At 42.8% G+C, this 19,645-nt stretch carries 15 protein-coding genes and 2 tRNA genes; 8 read left to right on the top strand and 9 right to left on the bottom strand.

Features of this window, described 5'->3' with window-relative positions; all coding sequences use genetic code 11:
• Positions 1-437: 437 nt before the first annotated feature.
• The 3 genes from JMX82_RS07545 to JMX82_RS07535 form a co-directional block, all read right to left on the bottom strand.
• The gene (locus JMX82_RS07545; protein WP_227676451.1) at positions 438-1,172 is read right to left on the bottom strand and encodes a DUF305 domain-containing protein; all 735 of its coding nucleotides are present in this window, start codon (positions 1,170-1,172) and stop codon (positions 438-440) included.
• A 125-nt stretch (positions 1,173-1,297) separates the two neighbouring features.
• A complete protein-coding gene (locus tag JMX82_RS07540) occupies positions 1,298-1,765 on the bottom strand; it encodes a DUF305 domain-containing protein (RefSeq protein WP_227676449.1) in 468 nt (155 codons plus the stop codon).
• Between the two features lie 77 nt (positions 1,766-1,842).
• A complete protein-coding gene (locus tag JMX82_RS07535) occupies positions 1,843-2,451 on the bottom strand; it encodes a DUF411 domain-containing protein (RefSeq protein ID WP_201540074.1) in 609 nt (202 codons plus the stop codon).
• A gap of 223 nt (positions 2,452-2,674) precedes the next feature.
• Here JMX82_RS07535 and JMX82_RS07530 point away from each other — a divergent pair, with 223 nt between their 5' ends.
• Positions 2,675-3,442, top strand: a complete 768-nt coding sequence (locus JMX82_RS07530; protein WP_201540073.1) for a heavy metal response regulator transcription factor — start codon at positions 2,675-2,677, stop codon at positions 3,440-3,442.
• Between the two features lies 1 nt (position 3,443).
• Complete coding sequence (locus tag JMX82_RS07525) at positions 3,444-4,919, top strand: ATP-binding protein (RefSeq protein WP_201540072.1); 1,476 nt, start codon at positions 3,444-3,446, stop codon at positions 4,917-4,919.
• A 239-nt stretch (positions 4,920-5,158) separates the two neighbouring features.
• On the opposite strand, the gene JMX82_RS07520 is transcribed toward JMX82_RS07525, so the two are convergent.
• From JMX82_RS07520 to msrB, 4 genes are all read right to left on the bottom strand, one after another.
• Positions 5,159-5,235 (bottom strand) — tRNA-Asp (locus JMX82_RS07520).
• A gap of 51 nt (positions 5,236-5,286) precedes the next feature.
• A tRNA-Val gene (locus JMX82_RS07515) sits at positions 5,287-5,362 on the bottom strand.
• Positions 5,363-5,666: 304 nt separating this feature from the next.
• Positions 5,667-6,152, bottom strand: coding sequence for a glutathione peroxidase (locus JMX82_RS07510; protein WP_201540071.1), 486 nt, complete (start codon positions 6,150-6,152; stop codon positions 5,667-5,669).
• A gap of 160 nt (positions 6,153-6,312) precedes the next feature.
• Positions 6,313-6,738, bottom strand: a complete 426-nt coding sequence (gene msrB / locus JMX82_RS07505) for a peptide-methionine (R)-S-oxide reductase MsrB (RefSeq protein WP_045448234.1) — start codon at positions 6,736-6,738, stop codon at positions 6,313-6,315.
• 645 nt (positions 6,739-7,383) lie between these two features.
• Here msrB and JMX82_RS07500 point away from each other — a divergent pair.
• Positions 7,384-9,027, top strand: coding sequence for an aminotransferase class I/II-fold pyridoxal phosphate-dependent enzyme (locus JMX82_RS07500; RefSeq protein ID WP_413786759.1), 1,644 nt, complete (start codon positions 7,384-7,386; stop codon positions 9,025-9,027).
• Between the two features lie 120 nt (positions 9,028-9,147).
• On the opposite strand, the gene JMX82_RS07495 is transcribed toward JMX82_RS07500, so the two are convergent.
• Both JMX82_RS07495 and JMX82_RS07490 read right to left on the bottom strand, forming a co-directional pair.
• On the bottom strand, positions 9,148-10,755 hold the full coding sequence (locus tag JMX82_RS07495; RefSeq protein WP_193008281.1) for an inorganic phosphate transporter: 1,608 nt from the start codon (positions 10,753-10,755) through the stop codon (positions 9,148-9,150).
• A gap of 638 nt (positions 10,756-11,393) precedes the next feature.
• Positions 11,394-13,052: an ATPase gene (locus JMX82_RS07490; protein WP_201540069.1), complete on the bottom strand. Its 1,659-nt coding sequence runs from the start codon at positions 13,050-13,052 to the stop codon at positions 11,394-11,396.
• A gap of 253 nt (positions 13,053-13,305) precedes the next feature.
• Between JMX82_RS07490 and JMX82_RS07485 the strand changes: the two genes are divergently transcribed.
• The 5 genes from JMX82_RS07485 (at position 13,306) to JMX82_RS07465 (ending at position 19,617) form a co-directional block, all read left to right on the top strand.
• Positions 13,306-14,016: an FFLEELY motif protein gene (locus tag JMX82_RS07485; RefSeq protein WP_201540068.1), complete on the top strand. Its 711-nt coding sequence runs from the start codon at positions 13,306-13,308 to the stop codon at positions 14,014-14,016.
• A gap of 81 nt (positions 14,017-14,097) precedes the next feature.
• The gene (ubiE, locus tag JMX82_RS07480; RefSeq protein ID WP_201540067.1) at positions 14,098-15,222 is read left to right on the top strand and encodes a bifunctional demethylmenaquinone methyltransferase/2-methoxy-6-polyprenyl-1,4-benzoquinol methylase UbiE; all 1,125 of its coding nucleotides are present in this window, start codon (positions 14,098-14,100) and stop codon (positions 15,220-15,222) included.
• A gap of 291 nt (positions 15,223-15,513) precedes the next feature.
• Positions 15,514-16,218, top strand: coding sequence for an SCP2 domain-containing protein (locus JMX82_RS07475; protein WP_201540066.1), 705 nt, complete (start codon positions 15,514-15,516; stop codon positions 16,216-16,218).
• A 136-nt stretch (positions 16,219-16,354) separates the two neighbouring features.
• Positions 16,355-18,016, top strand: a complete 1,662-nt coding sequence (locus tag JMX82_RS07470) for an ABC1 kinase family protein (RefSeq protein WP_201540065.1) — start codon at positions 16,355-16,357, stop codon at positions 18,014-18,016.
• A gap of 185 nt (positions 18,017-18,201) precedes the next feature.
• Positions 18,202-19,617 (top strand): FAD-binding oxidoreductase, encoded by a 1,416-nt coding sequence (locus JMX82_RS07465; protein ID WP_201540064.1) that lies wholly within the window; start codon positions 18,202-18,204, stop codon positions 19,615-19,617.
• Positions 19,618-19,645 lie beyond the last annotated feature (28 nt).

The raw sequence follows: 19,645 nt of genomic DNA, 5'->3' as shown, positions 1-19,645 counted from the left end.
TAGTCGGGGCTTTATCTCGCACTTTCTTAGGCTCTAAGTTCTGTCTCCAGCTATGTATAGTACTGGTGCTAAGCGCGCAAAAAGCAGCAGCTTCTCTAACAGTCAGACCATTATCGATGCTAGACAGCACTTGTTTACGATAGTCGATTGAATAAGTCATGGTTTATCTGAATAGTTGATTAGTTTTTATGTATTGTATCGGTTTTATCTGAACTCTACTATACAGACAATAGCAGAATTTTAGAAAAAATTAAAATATATAGAGCAGAAGAAGCAACCTTTATACCAGTGATTGACATGATGGAAAATTTGGTCAATCTAATTGGCAAATAATATTAGACCAAAATACTATCGATTAGCAGCTAAAAAGCAGCACCTTAAAAAATATAAGACACTGCTTTTTATCTAAAATACCTCCATTCTTAAGCACTCGTTATTTAACTATTATGCTTGGCTATCCAGTTTTGCATTTGCTCAATTTCAGGCTGCTGCGCGTCAATTACTTGTTGTGCCAATTGACGCATTTCTTCATTTTTGCCATACTTTAGCTGTATTTTTGCCATATCTACTGCGCCAATATGATGCGGCAACATACCGCGAGCAAATGCCATATCTGGGTTAGGGTCAGCGATACCTGCCATCATTTCACTATGCATCGTATCCATACCTTTAGCATAAGCTGTCTGCATGGCTTCAGTATCAGACGTTGGCTCAGCAGCATCAGGATGGTTGGCAAGCCAGTTCTGCATTTGCTCAATTTCAGCTTTCTGAGCGTCAATAATCTCTTGTGCCAACTGACGCATTTCTGCATCCGTACCATACTTTAGCTGAATCTCTGCCATATCAACAGCACCTATATGATGACCGAGCATTCCTTGGGCAAAGGCAGCATCGGGATCGTTGTATGCCATGCCTGCCATCATCTCATCATGCATCTTAGTCATAGAGTCATTATACTCTCCATGCATGCCCGTCATCGCATCGCCTGACATATCATGACCTGCATGAGCATCCATCGCGCTAGTATCTGTTGTAGCATTATTAACGGGAGCCGCCTCGTCTTTGACACTAGCCTCTGTTACATCATTCGTCGGCTGACAAGCGCCAAGCATCATCATGGCACTGACACTAACTGCAAGCATGGCAAGACGTGAGTTTCTTATCATTTTCATAGTAGATCCTTAATTACGATCGTTTGGTAGTTATGGTTCATATAAAAACTGGCAAATCAGCTAAGATCCACCAGTTGGAAAAATCATTTAATTTATGTACTAAAAGCAGTGCGTTTTAAGGCTATTTATTCTAATGCTTCGATTAGTGCCTGCATCTCTTTAATTTCACGTTTTTGTGCTTCGATGATGTCGTCAGCAAGTTGCTGTACTCTAGGGTCTTCTATATCGGCTCTTGAGCTGGTTAAGATCGCAATTGAATGATGCGGTATCATAGCCTGCATCCAATCCACTTGATCGACGGTTGCTTGAGATCTGACGCCCCAGATACCTACGGCAAACATCAGCACACTAAGACCATAAATCATTAAGTTGACCTTAGTTTTCTTGTACATATTGCTCATAAAGGCGAGCATAATCACTGCCATGCCTGCGCCCATATATAGCGCCATATAGGCTCTGGTCTCACTAAAATAAATATGATCCCACTCATAAGTATTGAAGTACATCATGATATACATCACCACGGTAGACGTCAGAATCATGAGGGTGAACTTTACATAAGGGTTCATCTGTTTTTGCTCTGTATGATTCATCAGTCAGTCTCCATCAATGCTGCTATCAGTACTACAATGAGTAGCTGAAATTTAAAAAATCTATCTAAAGTATTGGCTTATAGCTGCTGCTCTGCGGACTCAATCTCAGCGTATACTTGGTTTGTGCCATCTTTATTGATTTGCATAATTTGGTATGGCATAAACTTATCTTGATATTCCATACCAGGGCTACCGACGGGCATACCCGGTACCGCCAAACCAATGGCTTGCTTTGGTGGATTTTGCAAAAACTCAGCCACATACTTAGCAGGAACATGACCTTCGATGACATAACCATCACTAGTAACGGCGGTATGGCAAGAACGCATCTCAGCAGGTACACCGTAACGCTCTTTAAATAATGACAAGTCTGCAACATCATGGGCAGTTGCCGTTAACCCATTATCTTCTGCGTGCCCTATCCATTCTTTACAACAGCCACAATTGGCATCTTTATAGACAGTGGCTGACACGTTCTTGAGCAGGTCTGGATTGTTGGCTGGTGTCTCTGTTACTGTTTGCCTACTCTGTATAGCGTTTGCCTCACCACTGCTGGCGTTAGCGGCATTGGTAGTAGAGGGGCTAGCATTAGAAGCATTGCTGTCAGATTGCCCACATGCTGATAATATGGCAGCAGTTAATAAGACCGCTGACCCTCGAACAAACTTAACGGTAAAAGGAATCATAGAGGCTTCTCATAGTGTTGAATATTTCATGATGTTGAATATTAAAATTAGGATGTACTTAAGCCAAACTAGCATAGCCACTCTGACAGTCAGATGACGCCAAGATGACAATTTTGTCATCTTCTAGACTGAGCATAGGTTTATTACCAGTATTCCTCTATGATTGATAGCAATAGAGACATTTTATATTGATCTCATCCTAAATAATTGGCGCGAGTATGCTATGAAAGTATTGTTAGTCGAAGATGAGTTATCGCTTGGCGATTATATTAAAAAAGGTTTAAGCGAGGCAGGTTTTATCGTTGAGCATAGAACCACAGGTTTAGATGGTTATCATGCTCTGATGACTGAGGACTTCACTGTCGTGGTGATGGATGTGATGCTGCCTGATGTCAATGGTTTTGAGCTGGTCAGTAACTATCGCGCTGCTGGTAACACCACCCCTGTATTATTTTTGACCGCAAAAGATGACCTTGGCGACCGCATAAAAGGCTTTGAGATTGGCGGTGACGACTATCTCACCAAACCTTTTGCCTTCGCTGAGCTGTTGGTCAGAATCAAAAGCTTACTACGCCGTGCCAATCAAGCAGATTACGCCAGCACAGTGCTTCAAATCGCTGATTTAAAACTGGATATCGCCAAACGTAGTGTGCATCGAGATAAGGGTTCTATCAAATTGACGGCCAAAGAATTTGCGCTATTGCAGTTTTTACTTGAGCATCAAGGCGAAGTATTGCCCCGCTCTGTCATCGCTTCACAAGTATGGGATATGAATTTTGATAGCGATACCAATGTGATTGATGTGGCGATAAGACGCTTACGAAGTAAAATCGATGATGGCTTTGAAAATAAGCTCATTCATACCGTACGCGGTATGGGCTATAAACTAGAAGCGGACAATATCGCCGCTACAGTCAATAATGAAACTAGCATTGATATGAGTAATAAGGCTAATACGGTTTCTAAACTCAATCATGTTGAAGTAAAATAGCATGGCATATAAATCCGAGCATCGACGCTTGTCATTACTGTGGCGCACTACCCTAGTATTAACGGTATGTGTGCTGATATCTCAAGCTTTTTTGTACATATGGATACAGCGTTCGGTTAATGATCATTTTGAACAAATGGACTCAGAGATCCTGACTCATGCTGCGTTTAATTTACGACAGTACATGACAGAGGTGACATCGGATGATCAGCGCTCTAACAACCTTGCCGACCCTGCTCATCTCGCCAATACAGCATCATCCGTGATAGATATCTTTCGACCAGATTATGAAGTCAAAACAATTATCACTGACCATAATGGACATGTCATTAATAGTCAGCCAAAGGATTTTATTGATAAACTCAATGACTCCCAATTGGTCGAAAAACTATGGCAGCAGCACCGCGATCAACCCTTTGACTTGCAGCTTAATCATCGTCATTATCGCGCGCTGGTCATTGAGCACTCTAATCGCTTGGCATTAATCGCGCTACCGATTGATGTGCATCATCAATACCTTGCCCAGTTTAATCACCATCTTATTCTGATACTTATTGCGATTACTTTTATCTTGGTATCAGTGGCGGCTTTTAGCGTCTATTTAGGATTCGCCCCCTTAGCGACCATCAGTCAAAAAATGGCACGTATTAACGCCGAGCAGTTAGACGATAGAATCATCGTCTCTGAAATGCCAAGTGAGCTGCGACCCTTGGCTGACGCTTATAATGCCATGATGGATAAACTCGAACATAACTTTGCCTCATTATCACAGTTTTCAGATGACATTGCTCACGAACTGCGCACACCACTGGCAACGTTAAGCACCCAAACTCAAGTGATGCTTAGTAAACCTAGAGACCATCAAGAATATGTCGAGCAACTACATCATCAACACGACACGCTCAAGCAACTATCCCTGCTAATTAACAATATGCTATTGCTGGCAAAAACTCAAAAAGGTCTCTACGACTCACAACGTCATCTTGTCGATACTGACTCACTGATAATTAAGCTCATCGATTATTTTGAACTGATAGCCGAAGAGCGCGGTATCTCTTTTGAAAAAAAAGGTGAATTTGATGTGGTATTAGGAGATGAGAGCTTGTTACAAAGGCTATTTGCCAACCTGATATCCAATGCCGTTTACTACGCCGCCAGCGACAGTATCATTACTATTGCAGCCGTTTCTAAGACTGCTAGCCTCATAAAAAATAATGCTCATACTCTTAAAGAAACCGTTCAGCAGCCATCGCTAAGCATCACCATCACTAACCGCTTGCAGACGCCCCTAACTCAAGCGGAAGCAGATAGACTGTTTGAGCGCTTTTATCGTCATGACAAATCCAATAGCCAGCACTCGGGCACAGGGTTGGGATTGGCCATCGTACAAGCGATCGTCAATGCCCATAACGGCAAAGTCAGTATTACGATTAAGGATGAGTATTACTTTCAAGTTAATGTACAGTTATTAAAATAATCATAGGGCGTATTTTATCGAGAAATGGTCACCTTTTGGTCACCGAGCAGGTGGTCAGCAATTTTTAGAGAGTAAGATTTTCTCACTTGAATTTATCAAAGATATGATCGTAAAGAAAAAATAGCCAACCTTTATAAACAAAGACTTCAAGAGAAATTTTAGACACAAAAAAACCTCAAGTAAACTAATACTTGAGGCGAAACTTGCTTAAACTCGAGAGTTTAAATTCGTTTTAAATATGGCGCAGCGGACGGGACTCGAACCCGCGACCCCCGGCGTGACAGGCCGGTATTCTAACCAACTGAACTACCGCTGCTTAGGTCGTCTTAGCATCTTCTCTTATTACAGAGACACTCGCTAAAAAGAGTGGTGGGTGATGACGGATTCGAACCGCCGACATTCTGCGTGTAAGGCAGACGCTCTACCAACTGAGCTAATCACCCTGAGAAGCGTTAAAAAATTGCACTGCAATTTTAGCTTCGCAAATTAAAATTCCTTAAAGAGAATTTTATAGAAAGTTTAATCTTTAAAGTTGTCACGCTTTAAGTCAGTAAAAATCCTAACAACATTGAACTTAATTAAGTCCCCTTGCTGTGGGTGTGTATTATATAGATTTACACATAGCTGTCAAACAGTATTTTCAGTTTTTTAGCCTATTTTATAGGTTTTTATTTATTAATCTGACAAGCCTATGTTTTTATTGGATTTATATTTTCATAAAAAACCAATAAATTTTCAAGCATGATCCTATTTACTGGCTAATGCTTGTTCGATATCCATTTTTATGGCTTCTGGTTTGGTGGTTGGCGCATAGCGGTCAATGACCTGTCGATCTTTACCAATTAAAAACTTAGTGAAATTCCATTTGATACCGTCTGTTAATACGCCACCCTTTTGCTCTTTAAGCCAATCAAAAATAGGATGAGCGTCTTTGCCATTGACATCAACCTTCGCCATCATTGGAAAACTGACACCATAATTCTTTTGACAAAATGCGCCAATATCCTCATTACTGCCTGGATCTTGTCCGCCAAATTGATTACAAGGGAAACCAATAACGACCAATCCTTGATCTTTATATTGCTGATACAACGCCTCTAGGCCTTCAAATTGCGGGGTGAATCCACATTTGCTGGCGGTATTGACGATTAATAATACGTTATCTTTGTAATCAGAGAACGCTTGTGAAGTACCGTCCATACGTTCAGCGGTAAAATCATAAATAGTACTCATCATTTGTCCTTAAATTGATTAATTTATTATTTTGGTTTTTTTAAGCCGTGCTCATTTTTCAATAACAGTGAAAACGTTAATAATGCTAATCACTGGCAAGGCAGCATCTCGCGCTTCCCTGCCATGACTCTAAAATACTCTAAGCAATTTTTTTTAACAATTACTTTTCAGATTTATCTAAATCAATAGACACAGAATTGATGCAATAGCGCATCCCCGTCGTCTCGCTTGGGCCGTCAGGGAAGACATGACCTAAATGTGCGCCGCAGTTACTACAGGTGACTTCTGTCCGCGTCATGCCCAGCGAATTATCCACATGCTCCTCGATAGCGCTGTTATCAACTCCTTGGTCAAAACTTGGCCAACCACAGCTGGCATCAAATTTATTGCTTGAGTCAAATAAGCTCGCACCGCAGCCTTTGCAGCGATAAATACCGTCATCAGTCGCATCGTTATAGACGCCCGTAAATGGGCGTTCTGTACCCTTTTCACGCATCACGTGATATTCATCAGCACTTAAACGCTCTTTCCAATCAGCTTCTGTTAATTGGCTGATTTCTTCTTGGCTAAGTTGATTGTCTTGCATAATGTATCCTTAATTTGGGTATGTATTATCTCATCCATTAGCATTAGCTTTTATCTGCTATAAACTAACACTTTATCGCCATATTTTTATAAAAACGATGGGCCTTATCTATTGTTTATCCACTTAATATTCAAGGCATACATTACAAGAAAACCATCATAAACAAGTGATGGCGTAAGGTATTGAAAAAGCTATGATAAATAAAATACAGCAAATTTTCTTAACATATCAATGAATACAGATGTAGCCATGACAATAACTCTCTGAAAGAAGTTTGATATCTAAGGCCTGTCCTCAATTCAATCGATTATCTTCTAAATGGACTAAAATGGCTAAATTTTGCCAAACATCGTCAAATAGCTTATCAATATCTCGATATTATTTGCGCTACTTTCCTTGTTTAACGACAATTTATCTCATTTTTATTACCATTTTTAAAATAAGGACACGGCCTAGTAGAGCAGCAATGAGGCAACGATAATACTATCAATGCAAGTTATTCTTGCATTGATAAATATATCTTCCTTAAAAACAGCTTGCATTGATACTGATAATGCAATAATATCTTGCATTAAGGCTTAATTAAAACAAATGCCTGCTTTCCTTCTCTCCATTACCAACTAATGAATAAAGGCTTGAATGACTATGGCTGATGACAAAAATAAAAGCACACAAGCCGAAAGACTGGTACAGCTACGTCGTGATAAAGGGCTGACTGCTGAGCAATTAGCGCAAGCCATGACCGCAGCAGGCGCAAAAGTCAGTCGCGGTGCTATCTCGAATTGGGAGCGTGGCACCAATGGCATTGTGTCATCTAAACTACCAACGCTAGCACACATTTTAGGCTGCAGCGAAGGCTATCTGTTACGCGGCGAACTAAAAAACGACAGTGATAATAATAAAGAGGTGAGTAAGAGCGCTCATTCTCATAATAAGAATAGTCAAAACACGTCATCTGCTCAAACTGACAAGATACATGACTCCCAAGCCAATCACACTACTACAACTCCTTCTATAGATACAAACTCACAAAATAACCCTATGAGTGGTCACACTATGAACACAATAAAAAAATCGGATAAATTACAAAATGTTTGCTACGACATTCGCGGCCCGCTCCTACAAACAGCCAATAAGATGGAAGCAGAAGGCAAACGTATATTAAAGCTGAACGTCGGTAACCCAGCCCCCTTTGGTTTAGAAGCCCCGCATGAGATTTTGCGCGATGTGGCAATGAACTTACCAGACGCGACCGGTTATTCCGACTCGCAAGGGATTTTTTCAGCGCGTAAAGCTGTCCTACAGTACTATCAATCAAAGGGGTTGCTATCGGCAGTTGATGTCCGTGATGTCTATTTGGGCAACGGAGTTTCTGAGCTGATTGTAATGACCATGCAGGCCTTGATGAATGATGGTGACGAAGTGCTTATCCCAATGCCAGACTACCCGCTTTGGACGGCAGCGGCGAACCTAGCTGGTGGCACAGCTGTACATTATCGCTGTAATGAAGACGACAATTGGCATCCTGATATCGAAGACATTAAATCTAAAATCACCTCTAAAACCAAGGGTATCGTGGTGATTAACCCTAATAATCCAACGGGTTCACTTTATAGTGATGAATTACTCAAACAAATTATTGAGGTCGCTAAAGCGCATGATTTAATCATCATGGCCGATGAAATTTATGATCGTATTCTTTATGATGATATGGTACACACCCCAATGAGCACGTTGACTGATGATGTGCTGGTGCTCTCATACAATGGCTTATCTAAATCGCATCGTATCGCGGGATTCCGCGCAGGTTGGATGATGGTGTCTGGCAAAAAGCACCATGCCACTGACTTTATCGAAGGCTTGGACATGTTAGCGTCTATGCGCTTGTGTTCCAACGTCCAAGGTCAATACGCTATTCAAACCGCGATGGGCGGCTATCAAAGCATGAAAGAGCTCACGTCAGAGCGTGGGCGCTTATATAAGCAGCGTGAAATGGCTGTGTCACGGCTTAATGCGATCAAAGGCATCTCTTGTACCATGCCACAAGGCGCGTTTTATTGCTTTCCAAAGATGGATCCTGATGTTTACCCTATCGAAGATGATATGGCATTTATGATGGATTTGCTTGTTGAAGAAAATGTCTTAATGGTACAAGGAACAGGCTTTAACTGGGATAAGCCCGATCATTTCCGCTTGGTGTTTTTGCCAAACTTACATGATTTAGAAGACGCCATGGACCGCTTAGATCGCTTCTTTGCCAAAAAGCGCAAACAATTTGGTACCGAATAAACCTTAACTTGACATAAAAAAACGCTTATCGGCGTGATGCTGATAAGCGTTTTTTATTTGAAACGTGCTTATAAATAACGTTAAATAAGACTTAAACAAAAACTTTAATAAGCGTACGTGTTAAAAAATATTGACCAAAATGATATAACTGATTGCAGACATTGCCGCTGCTGCAGGAAGAGTAATGATCCATGCCAAACCGATAGGTTTCATCAACGCCCAATTGGTGTCTCTATTGACGATACCGATACCAAGTACCGCGCCAACTAGCGTATGCGTACTTGAGACGGGCAGACCCATGGTTGATGCGCCCATTACCACTGCAGCCGCAGCCAATTCAGCTGAAAAACCAGAAGCGGGATGCATTTTTGCCAAATTTGTACCAACCGTTTGAATGACTTCTTTACCAATGAACCAAAGACCAACGATAAGCGCAACACCAAAGGTCAGCATAACCGCAGGCGGTACAGCGGCTTCAGTCGCAATGCTATTGGTACGGATAACATCCATAATCGCGGCAAAAGGACCGACTGCATTGGCAATATCGTTTGAGCCATGGCTAAAGGCAAAAGCAGAGGCGGTAAAGACTTGCATCCAGCTAAACATAATAAACGTCGCTTTGGTCAAATCCTCTTTATGTTTACCGCGGATACTCTTGGTATAGATAAAGGTCGCAAGCCACACCAGCGCCGCGATCATACCCATGATTAAAAAGCCTTGCAGCGTCGTCATGCCATTATTGACATTCTTTAGCCCCTTAAAGATGACCAAAGAGGCCATGACCGCACCGCCTGCAGCCGCAATGATAGGCACCCATTGCTTCAACGCTTTTAGCGTATCAAGGTTGCTGCGTTCATTTTCAATCTCATAAAGCTGTTTATAGTAGTCAGTCTCTAAATCTTCAACATCGCAATCATCATCTTTATAGATTTCTTGATCACGTAACATCGCTGACGTATAGGCAAGTTGTTCTGATTCTGTTAAACCGTCCAAAAATTCTTTGTGGTTTTGTTTTAAGGTTTTTTTGTCGCCTTTCAAAGTCGCAATGTGCGCCTCTGTTCTATCATTATACTCAATGATGTTTTTCTTAATCTGTCCATATAATACATAGGACAAAACGCCGCCCAATAGCGGTGATAATACCCAAGAAATCGCGATGGTGCCAATCGTACTCCAATTCACCGTTGATAATGCCATTTCAGTACCACCTAACGTGATACCTAATACAACAGAGCTACCAACAACGCCGCCAATAATAGCGTGCGTGGTCGAAACGGGCAGACCCTTTTTGGTGGCAAATAACAGCCAAAATGCGGCAGCGATGAGCGCTGACAGCATGACATAAATGAATTGGTTGGGCGTTACTGAAAGACCATCTAAATCGACAATGCCGCTTCGAATGGTATCGGTGACTTCACCACCTGCCAGTACGGCTCCGGACACTTCAAATATCGCTGCGATACCCAGCGCCTGCGGGATAGTCAACGTCCCTGCACCCACTGAGGTACCAAAGGAGTTGGCGACATCATTACCACCAATATTGAATGCCATAAAGACACCAAAAGCGGTGGCCACAATAAATAGCGTCGTCTGTTGACGCATCGTGTAATCTAGACCCCACCACAAAAAGTAGGCGGTCATCGCAATCAGTAAAATGGCAAAAAATAGATTTATTCTCATAGAACCGACTGATTTGGCTGGCTCTGTAGAACTGTTGCTGATACCCATACGTTGATACGTCCTGCGTAAGCTGATTGAAATTATAGGCGGTTGATGACATTGCGCGGCTATTAATAATGTTCGTGATAGCTTCTGACATTAATATAACGTATATGAAACGCGCAATATGCTTGCTAAAAAACGGTTTTTCTTACTGCTATCTTGGTGCTCTACCCTAACGCTTATCTTTTATTTACTCGTATTTTATTTTACGTAAAGGCAGTAAATAAGGTAAAACACATCACTCAATATGTCACAAAGCCGCAAGGAATATTGCCAAATCGTCTGATTACAGCAGCTTGCGGCTTAGAGATGTCGTAGTAATAATTTTGGTGCTAATAACTGCTATTGTAAGAACCTTTGCCAAACTTATTAACCAGAGTGATTAAAATGTCTATTTCAAAGGATAAAACACGCTACTCACTCAGTGAGTTTCGTGCACAGCAGGAGCTATTACGCGCCTATTATATTAAATATAAGCGCATAATGCATGATGATATTGCAAGATTTGTAACTGCCAGCAGATGTGTTAGAAAACATCCTGCTGTAACGCCGCATTATACTCTCTTTCCCTGAATTTATTTAACGTTAAATATATAATTATGGCGCTTTGTAACCAGCTATCTAATTGAATGACCAATCACATATCAGCTGCCACACACCGCTGATAGTTGCTTAATCGCATGATCTAAAACATCCAAACGTGCTTGACGCTTCTCATTGGTCGCGATGACGCACCACGGTGCGTACTCTGTATCGGTACGTGCCAGCATATCCGCCGCAGACTGCACATAATCCGACCATTTATCACGGTTGCGCCAGTCATCGTCCGTCAGCTTAAACTGCTTGTGCGGTGTCTCCTGACGTGCCTCAAAACGTTTAAGCTGTTCTTTTTTATCGATAGCCAACCAGTATTTGATAACGATTGTCCCCGCCGCGGCTAAATCCGCCTCAAAGCGATTGATTTCATCGTAAGCACGCTGCCATTCCTCATCCGTGGCAAAACCCTCAATGCGCTCAACCAAAACGCGCCCATACCAAGTCCGATCAAAAATGGCAATACGGCTAATACGGTCGGTTTGCTCGTTCGGAAGTTTGGTCCAAAAACGCCATAGATAAGGATGTTGCAGCTCATATAGCATTGGCGCACTGATATTATAAATTTGATACTCGCGTGGGTCGAGCGGCGCCACCAATCTTTTGATCGCGCCACCTTTGCCAGCAGCGTCCATTCCTTCAAAGGCAAAAACGATATGACGCCCTTTGCGCGCACGCAGCAACTGGGCAAGGCGAACTTGTTTTTCTACCAACGCATCACGGTATTCCGACTTATCAATCTCTGCATCATCGATATTTTTTAGACATTTAGGAATTTTTACAGGTTCAAACTTTGCTGATTTGAGTGATTGCTGAGCTTGCTTCTTAGCCTTTGATTTATCAGAGGTGTTTACTGTATTGATTTTACTACTCATTAGCGCGGTTTGCATCGCTTGTAGCACTTCATGGCAAAAATGGTCAGCCGCATCTGACTTGTCATCACCATCAATGATGATCCAATCATCTTGCTGGCGTAGCAGAACGGTAGCCACTTGATTAAAGGTTTCGATAACTTTTTTACTATTCCAGTCAATTTGGTATAAAAACTGCGGATCGGCTTCATCGTCATTCAGTCGCGCTTGCAATGTTTCAATATCCACATGGAACCAGCATTTAAGCAGTCGGGTTTGATTGGCAGCTAGGTCTTGTTCGAACGCTTGTAGCTTAATAAGCTGCTGCTGTAAATATGCTTGCCATTGTGCAATCGGTAACGCTTTGTCGTTGTCAGACTTTTCTTTGGCAGACTTGTCATTGTCTGACGTTGCCATACGCATGACGTTATAAAGCAAGTCCGCATACCAGTTGCCAAAATAAACCATCACATCGCCATGACGGGGTAATGCCTTGGTATGTGCCTGCCAAATCGGCTGATACGCTAAGGGACAATCACCAACGGTTGCCTCAACTTTAAGTAGTCGAGGATCTACCCATTGGCGCAATTGCTTGACAGCAGTGCCCTTGCCTGCCTGCTCCATACCATTGACCAATACCAATAGCCCTGTTGGTTTATTGAGGATTGGCGGCGTCTGTTGCCGCGTTGCTCGTAGAGCATATTGGGCCGTGACCAGTGCCAATCTCAGGGTATCTTTGTCCATAGAAAACTGGCTCAGGGGATTGGGAGTTAAGCGTTCATCGATAACCTGCTCACTAAATTGTGCACTTAGCGCTTGTGGTGCGGTGGGTTCAGTCGTCTTATTATTTTTGCTCATAACTGTCATCATCCTATGATTGAAAGCGTGTTAGCGTCATCATAGCATTGCTGCAATTCGGTAAATAACGCTGCTATGTAACAGTTTGACATTTGTATTCTGCTTTATTTTCTTTTAAGGTGAACACAATCTCAGACATATGCTGTAATCACGCTCTATAAATACAAAAACCAAAAGTATAAAACATGGTTTATCCTGAGCTTTTTATTCGCAACCTTTTAACTCTCTTTACTTTTATGCAGGTTTACTAACCATGGCCTCTTTAGCCGATTTACAACAACATTTGAACCGTTTTTGGGCACTGCCTTATCATGAAGATTTGGCATTAAACGATAAACTTAGCGAGGTGCAAGCTTGGCAACGAGATCGTATTCAGAACACTCACAAAGACTTGTTTGAGCAACCTCAAAATCAGCTGATGGCAGATTATTTTTTGACCCAATTGTATGGCGGCGATGAGTTTAAATTGTTGGCCAAACAGTTAGAACGTATTGTGCCTAAAGCGCAAAAAGTCGAGCGTTTTGCGCCAGCAGCGGCTTTAGAGACTGGCAGCATGGCGATACAAGCGGCTATTTTAGCGATAGAGCTAGATTTACATTTAGCAGAATGGCTATTGTCTCAAGATTTAGTCGTTAACGAAGACAACATGCTGACCGCCTATCGCGTAGTCAACGAAGCCGACACCAGACGTATCCAAATCGGTCATTTAAAAGAGGTGTGCTATCGTACCGATAAATATATAAACTCTTTTATGTTGCAAAAAGCCTTTGCCTTGGCTAAAGGCACCGCCTACCGTTACAACTATCAGCCTTTGTATGAATTTATCGATTCAGGCTTTAAAGCGATGAAACCACTAAAAAGTGTCAGCGGCTTTATTGAACCGTTTTGTGAGCGTGAGCTTGAGATTATTGACCGTGTTCATGAGACGGATAATGGCGGTAAGCCAATGACGTTTGGTGTATGATAGACGCATCATTTGCTTGGTTAGCTGCTATTTTATACCTTGCAAACAAATAACCATAAAAGTGAATCACAGGATAATGCTATGACCGATAACACCCATAATAACAACGCTCATCTCGATCAAAAACCTATCATCAATGGTCATTTACAAGATAAATTGGTCAGAGACAGCATCACCCACAATCAAAATATTACGGCACAAGTGCAAGCACGTCAAAACTATGAAACTAATAGCACGCTTAATACGGGTATTGATGCTGGCGTCGAAAACAGCAAGAGAAATGACTTTACACAAGTCCAAGACCTACCAACGGGAACGCCACAAGGCCAACAAACCACTATGCCAAATAACAACACTAGCAGCAACACTGTAGACAATGCATCTGCACAAATACAAACCGCCAAACAAACACTTTTTAATCAGCGTGATGATATCAATAATCCGCATACGCCTGATACCGATGGTAATGAAGAAACGCATTTTGGCTACAAGACTGTCAATAAAGCTGAAAAACAAGCACGCGTTGCCGATGTTTTTACCTCAGTTGCCAAAAAATACGACATCATGAACGACTTAATGTCATTTGGTATTCATCGCCTATGGAAGCGTTATGCCATCAGCTTATCAGGCGTACGTGCGGGTCAACATGTGCTTGATATCGCTGGCGGTACGGGTGATTTAGCCAAAGTCTTTAGCCGTGAAGTCGGCAGAAATGGTCATGTGGTGTTATCAGATATCAATGCCGCCATGCTAGAAGTCGGTCGTGAACGCTTAATCAATGCTGGCTGCAATAACGTCGATTTTGTACTTGCCAATGCAGAAACACTCGCGCCATTCGATGACAATAGCTTTGATTTGGTCACTATCAGCTTTGGTCTACGTAATGTAACGGACAAAGACGCAGCGCTCAAATCGATGTATCGCGTGCTGAAGCCAGGTGGTCGTTTATTAATTTTGGAGTTCTCTAAGCCAGTATTTGAGCCATTGTCTAAAGCCTATGATTTATACTCATTTACCGCCTTACCTATTATGGGCAAGCTGATTGCCAATGATTCTGAGAGTTATCAATACTTGGCCGAATCGATTCGTATGCATCCTGATCAACAGACGCTAAAGCAGATGATGATGCAAGCGGGCTTTGAAAATTGTGATTATCATAACTTGACGGCTGGTATTGTCGCCGTCCACCGCGGCTTTAAAGCGTAAGATTAAGTTTTAAATTACATTAGGGCGTGTCTTCAATTCACTCAATAGTCATCTAAATGGGCTAAAAATGGATAAATATTGCCAAACATCGTCAAATAGCTTGTTAATATCCCGATATTATCTACGCTATTTTTCTTGTTTGACGGCAATTTATCTCATTTTTATCTCCATTTTTGAAATGAAGACACGCCCTACATAGTAATAGACATGCCATCACGTAAAGTGGTGGCAACTGACCTTTACAAACCCTGCGCTTTTCTAAAGGCGCTCAATTGAATATGCGAGAGCCTTATGCTGACTGTTCTACTTTTGGCGGGTGCCGAAAAGCTGATTAACCTTGCTATTGCGAGTGATGAAATTACCAAATCAGGATTGGCACCGCTTGCTGGCAAAGTATTGCGACTCAATATGGCCATGCCTGAGATTCGTTTGGATATTTTATTCACTCATGAGCGTTTGCGTTTTGAGCCGGTGACAACCGAGAGTGTGTTTGAGCAAAGTGGCGCGATGAACGAGCACCAACAAGCCAGTATGGAGCGCGCACGGATTGGTCATAGTCGTCCAGACTGTACCATTACTGTAGATAACCCAGCGCAACTGCTGAATCTGATGCGTGGTGCCGAAGGCAATTTACCTATCGCGGGTGATTACAAGGTACTAATGCAGCTCAAACAACTGGTCGCAGGTTTCGACCCAGATGTTGCAGGACAGCTTGAGCCATTTATTGGTAAGCCGATGGTCAGTCAGTTGCATCTGCTTATATCACAGCTAAAAGGTAGCTGGCGCCATAGTGCCAAACGCGCTTTTGATGACGTCAGCGACTGGGCTAATGAGGTGGCTGGTAATAGTGCTCCTGATCCTATCGAGACAGCAGAAGTAAACGATCTTAAGCAGCAACTATTAAAGCTGCGGGCTGATGTCGAACGTGAAGAGGCCAAACTTGCTGCTATCAAAGATGAACAGGCACGCTTTCTCAATAACTCGTTTCATCAATAACTGTTGTCGTCGATGATCGCTAAATTCTATTATCGACAGCACTGTTTATAGATAAGTGCAATTTATAGATAAGCACAGTTTATAAATAAGTGCAGTGCCCACCCTATTTTGACTTTCTTTAGAGTACCCATACCTCATGCTATTATCTCATCGCGCCCGTTTACTTGAGCTTTGGCGTATCGCCGCAACTTATCGCATCGATACTCATCTTTCTATCGAAGACGCGCCACAGCTGCAACCTTTGGCACGTTTGATTCGCCTACATCCAGCGGCGTGGGGTAAAAAACACCAACCCAATGCGATTAAATATGCGCTTGAAGACATGGGCACGCTGTTTTTAAAGCTTGGCCAACTACTGTCAACGCGTCGCGATTTAGTGCCGCCTGAGATTATAGAGCAATTGGTTCAGCTACAAGACAAAGTCAAACCTTTCAATTCTGATGTGGCCATTACCCAAATCCAAGACCCCAAACACGGTCTTGGTCAATCGATTGGCACCTTGTTCGCACGCTTTGATGTCAAACCTCTAGCGGCGGCTTCTATTGCCCAAGTACATACTGCTGCATTGCATGATGGTCGTGAAGTGGTGGTAAAAGTGGTGCGTCCTGATATCCGTACCACCATCATTGCTGATTTTGAGCTACTACGTGAGCTGGCCAATTGGGCATCAGCGCGTATTGAAGCGGCACGTGCCATTCATATTATAGATATTGTCGAAGACTATCGCCAAGTGATGTTAAACGAGCTGGATTTGACCTTAGAGGCAGACAATACCACTCAGATGCGCAACAACTTCTTGGGCTCGGCATTGATGTATGTACCAGAAGTCTATGATTCTGCCAAAAATGTGATGGTCATGGAGCGTATCCAAGGCGTTCCTATCTCGCAAGTTGCAGTGTTTGATAAGATAGGTTATGACCGAGCAGCACTAGCAGAAAAAGGCTTAACGATATTTTTTACCCAAGTATTCCGCGATAACTTCTTCCATGCCGATATGCATCCGGGTAATGTGTTTGTAGAGACGCCGCCAGTTAAAACACTCACCGCAGATATGGCAGCGGTTGACTTAGGGCATGAACCACGCTATATCGGACTTGATTGCGCCATCATGGGTACGCTATCAAAAGACGATCAGCTTATCGTCGCGCGCATGCTGTTGGCGGTGATGAATAACAACTTTACGGCGATGGTTGATATCGTCAGCCGTGCCGGTTGGATTCCACCAAATACAGACAAGCATGCCCTGATGCGCGATATGAAACGCACGGTTGGTCCAATGCTACAAAAGTCTATCAATGATATCGACTTTGCTGGTGTCTTAATGCAAATTTTAGATATCGCACGTCGTCACCATATGAGTATTCCGCCGCAACTCATGCTGCTATTGAAGACCTTGGTTCATGTCGAAGGACTCGGTCGCGACTTGTATCCTGACCTTGATATCTGGTCACTTGCCAAGCCGATTTTAAGCAGTTGGATTAAAGAGCAGCTCGATCCGATGCGTAATTTACAACATTTACGCCAGCAGTTACCAGAGATTTTATTATCTACGACTGATATTCCAAAGCTACTGGATCAAGGCTTACAAAGCCTTGCCTCACAAGGATCACGCCAAGACAGTCAACTGCGAGAAATACAACAAATTCGTGCGGATATGCTTAATGATCGCCGCCGAGATTGGCTAGCACTGTCAGGTTTTGCCATTTTCATTGCCATTGCAACACAGGTTGTTGGCTGGCTCTCGCCTATCTTTTATATATTGGCTATTTTGGTTGTCGTTTGGCGTATTTTAGCCTAACGCTTTGTTACTTTTAATAAAAATAAGTATTGGTTAATAGCCATTACTATCTAATTTTTATTCAATAAACTCCCACTCACTTTCATTGCTTTCTAGCGACATTTAAAGTGAGTGAGAGCTTAGCTTTTACATTGCCTCATTTCTCATTGGCTCGGTAAAAAAGACACTCTGTATAGGAGTCACCCATGTCTACCTCTAAAATATCAAGTGCTAAAAAAGACCACAGTGATGCTATTGCTGCCTTACAAACCCGTTTCGGTAAACAACTTACTACAAATATAATGGTACGTGAGCAGCATGGGCATACGATGACGTGGCTTGCCAATCAGCCACCCGATGCCGTCTTGACAGTAACAGATAAGCACGAGGTAGCAACTGCGGTGGAGATTTGCAATCAGTATCAAATGCCAGTGATTGCATTTGGTATTGGCTCATCCTTAGAAGGGCAATTAAATGCGCCTTATGGCGGATTATGCATCGATATGCATGCGATGGATGCAATATTGCAGGTACATAATGAAGATCTGACAGTGACCGTACAACCAGGCGTCACACGTGAGCAGCTCAATCACTACTTACGTGATACTGGACTATTTTTTCCAATAGATCCGGGTGCCAATGCCAGTATCGGCGGTATGGTCGCCACTCGCGCTTCAGGCACCAATGCGGTACGTTATGGCACGATGAAAGATGTGGTACTCGCGCTTGAGATAGTCACCGCGAGTGGAGAGATTGTCCGCACTGGTACCCGTGCCAAAAAATCTGCAGCGGGTTATGACTTGACGAGATTAATGATCGGCTCAGAGGGGACACTTGGCATTGTTACTGAGGTGACGCTTAAACTATTCGGCATCAGCGAATGTATTGGTAGCGGTATTTGCCATTTCCCAACGATTGAGGATGCCTGTCAGGCAGTGATGCTGACCATTCAAATGTGCTTGCCGATTGCGCGCATTGAGCTACTTGATGCCATGCAAATTAAAGCCTGTAATCAATATGCCAATCTTGATCTGGATGAGACGCCTACCCTATTTGTAGAGTTTCATGGCACAGATGCCAGCGTCGCTGAACAAGCTCAAATGTTTACGGATATTATCGAAGAATTCGGCGGTCGTGACTTCGCTTGGGACACCAATGAAGCCGAGCGCAAGCGTCTGTGGCAAGCACGGCATAACGCTTATCATGCCAGCTCTGCTCTACGTCCTGAAGCCAGCGCCTTATCGACCGATGCCTGCGTGCCAATTTCACGATTAGCAGAATGCGTCAGTGCAACAGCAAAAGATATCGAAGCGTCAGGTATGATTGGACCTATCGTCGGTCACGTCGGCGATGGTAATTTTCATGTTTTGTTATTGGTCGATACCGATAACCCTGAAGAAGTTGCTACCGCTGACGGCATTATTAACCGCTTAGCTACCCGCGCTATTGAGATGAATGGCACTTGTACAGGTGAGCATGGCATCGGGCAAGGCAAACAAAAATATATGCAGCAAGAGCACGGTAATGCCTTAGTGCTTATGCAAGCGATTAAATCAGCCCTTGACCCTAAAAATATCTTAAATCCAGGTAAAATATGGCCTGAGCCTTTACCCACTGTTTAACTGTTGAATATTGCTTATAAGAAATCAA

This window comes from Psychrobacter sp. 1044 (assembly GCF_904846525.1).
In the GTDB taxonomy this organism is placed as follows: domain Bacteria; phylum Pseudomonadota; class Gammaproteobacteria; order Pseudomonadales; family Moraxellaceae; genus Psychrobacter.
The sequence above is the reverse complement of the archived record's forward strand: the minus strand, read 5'-3'. Positions and strand labels throughout refer to the sequence as shown.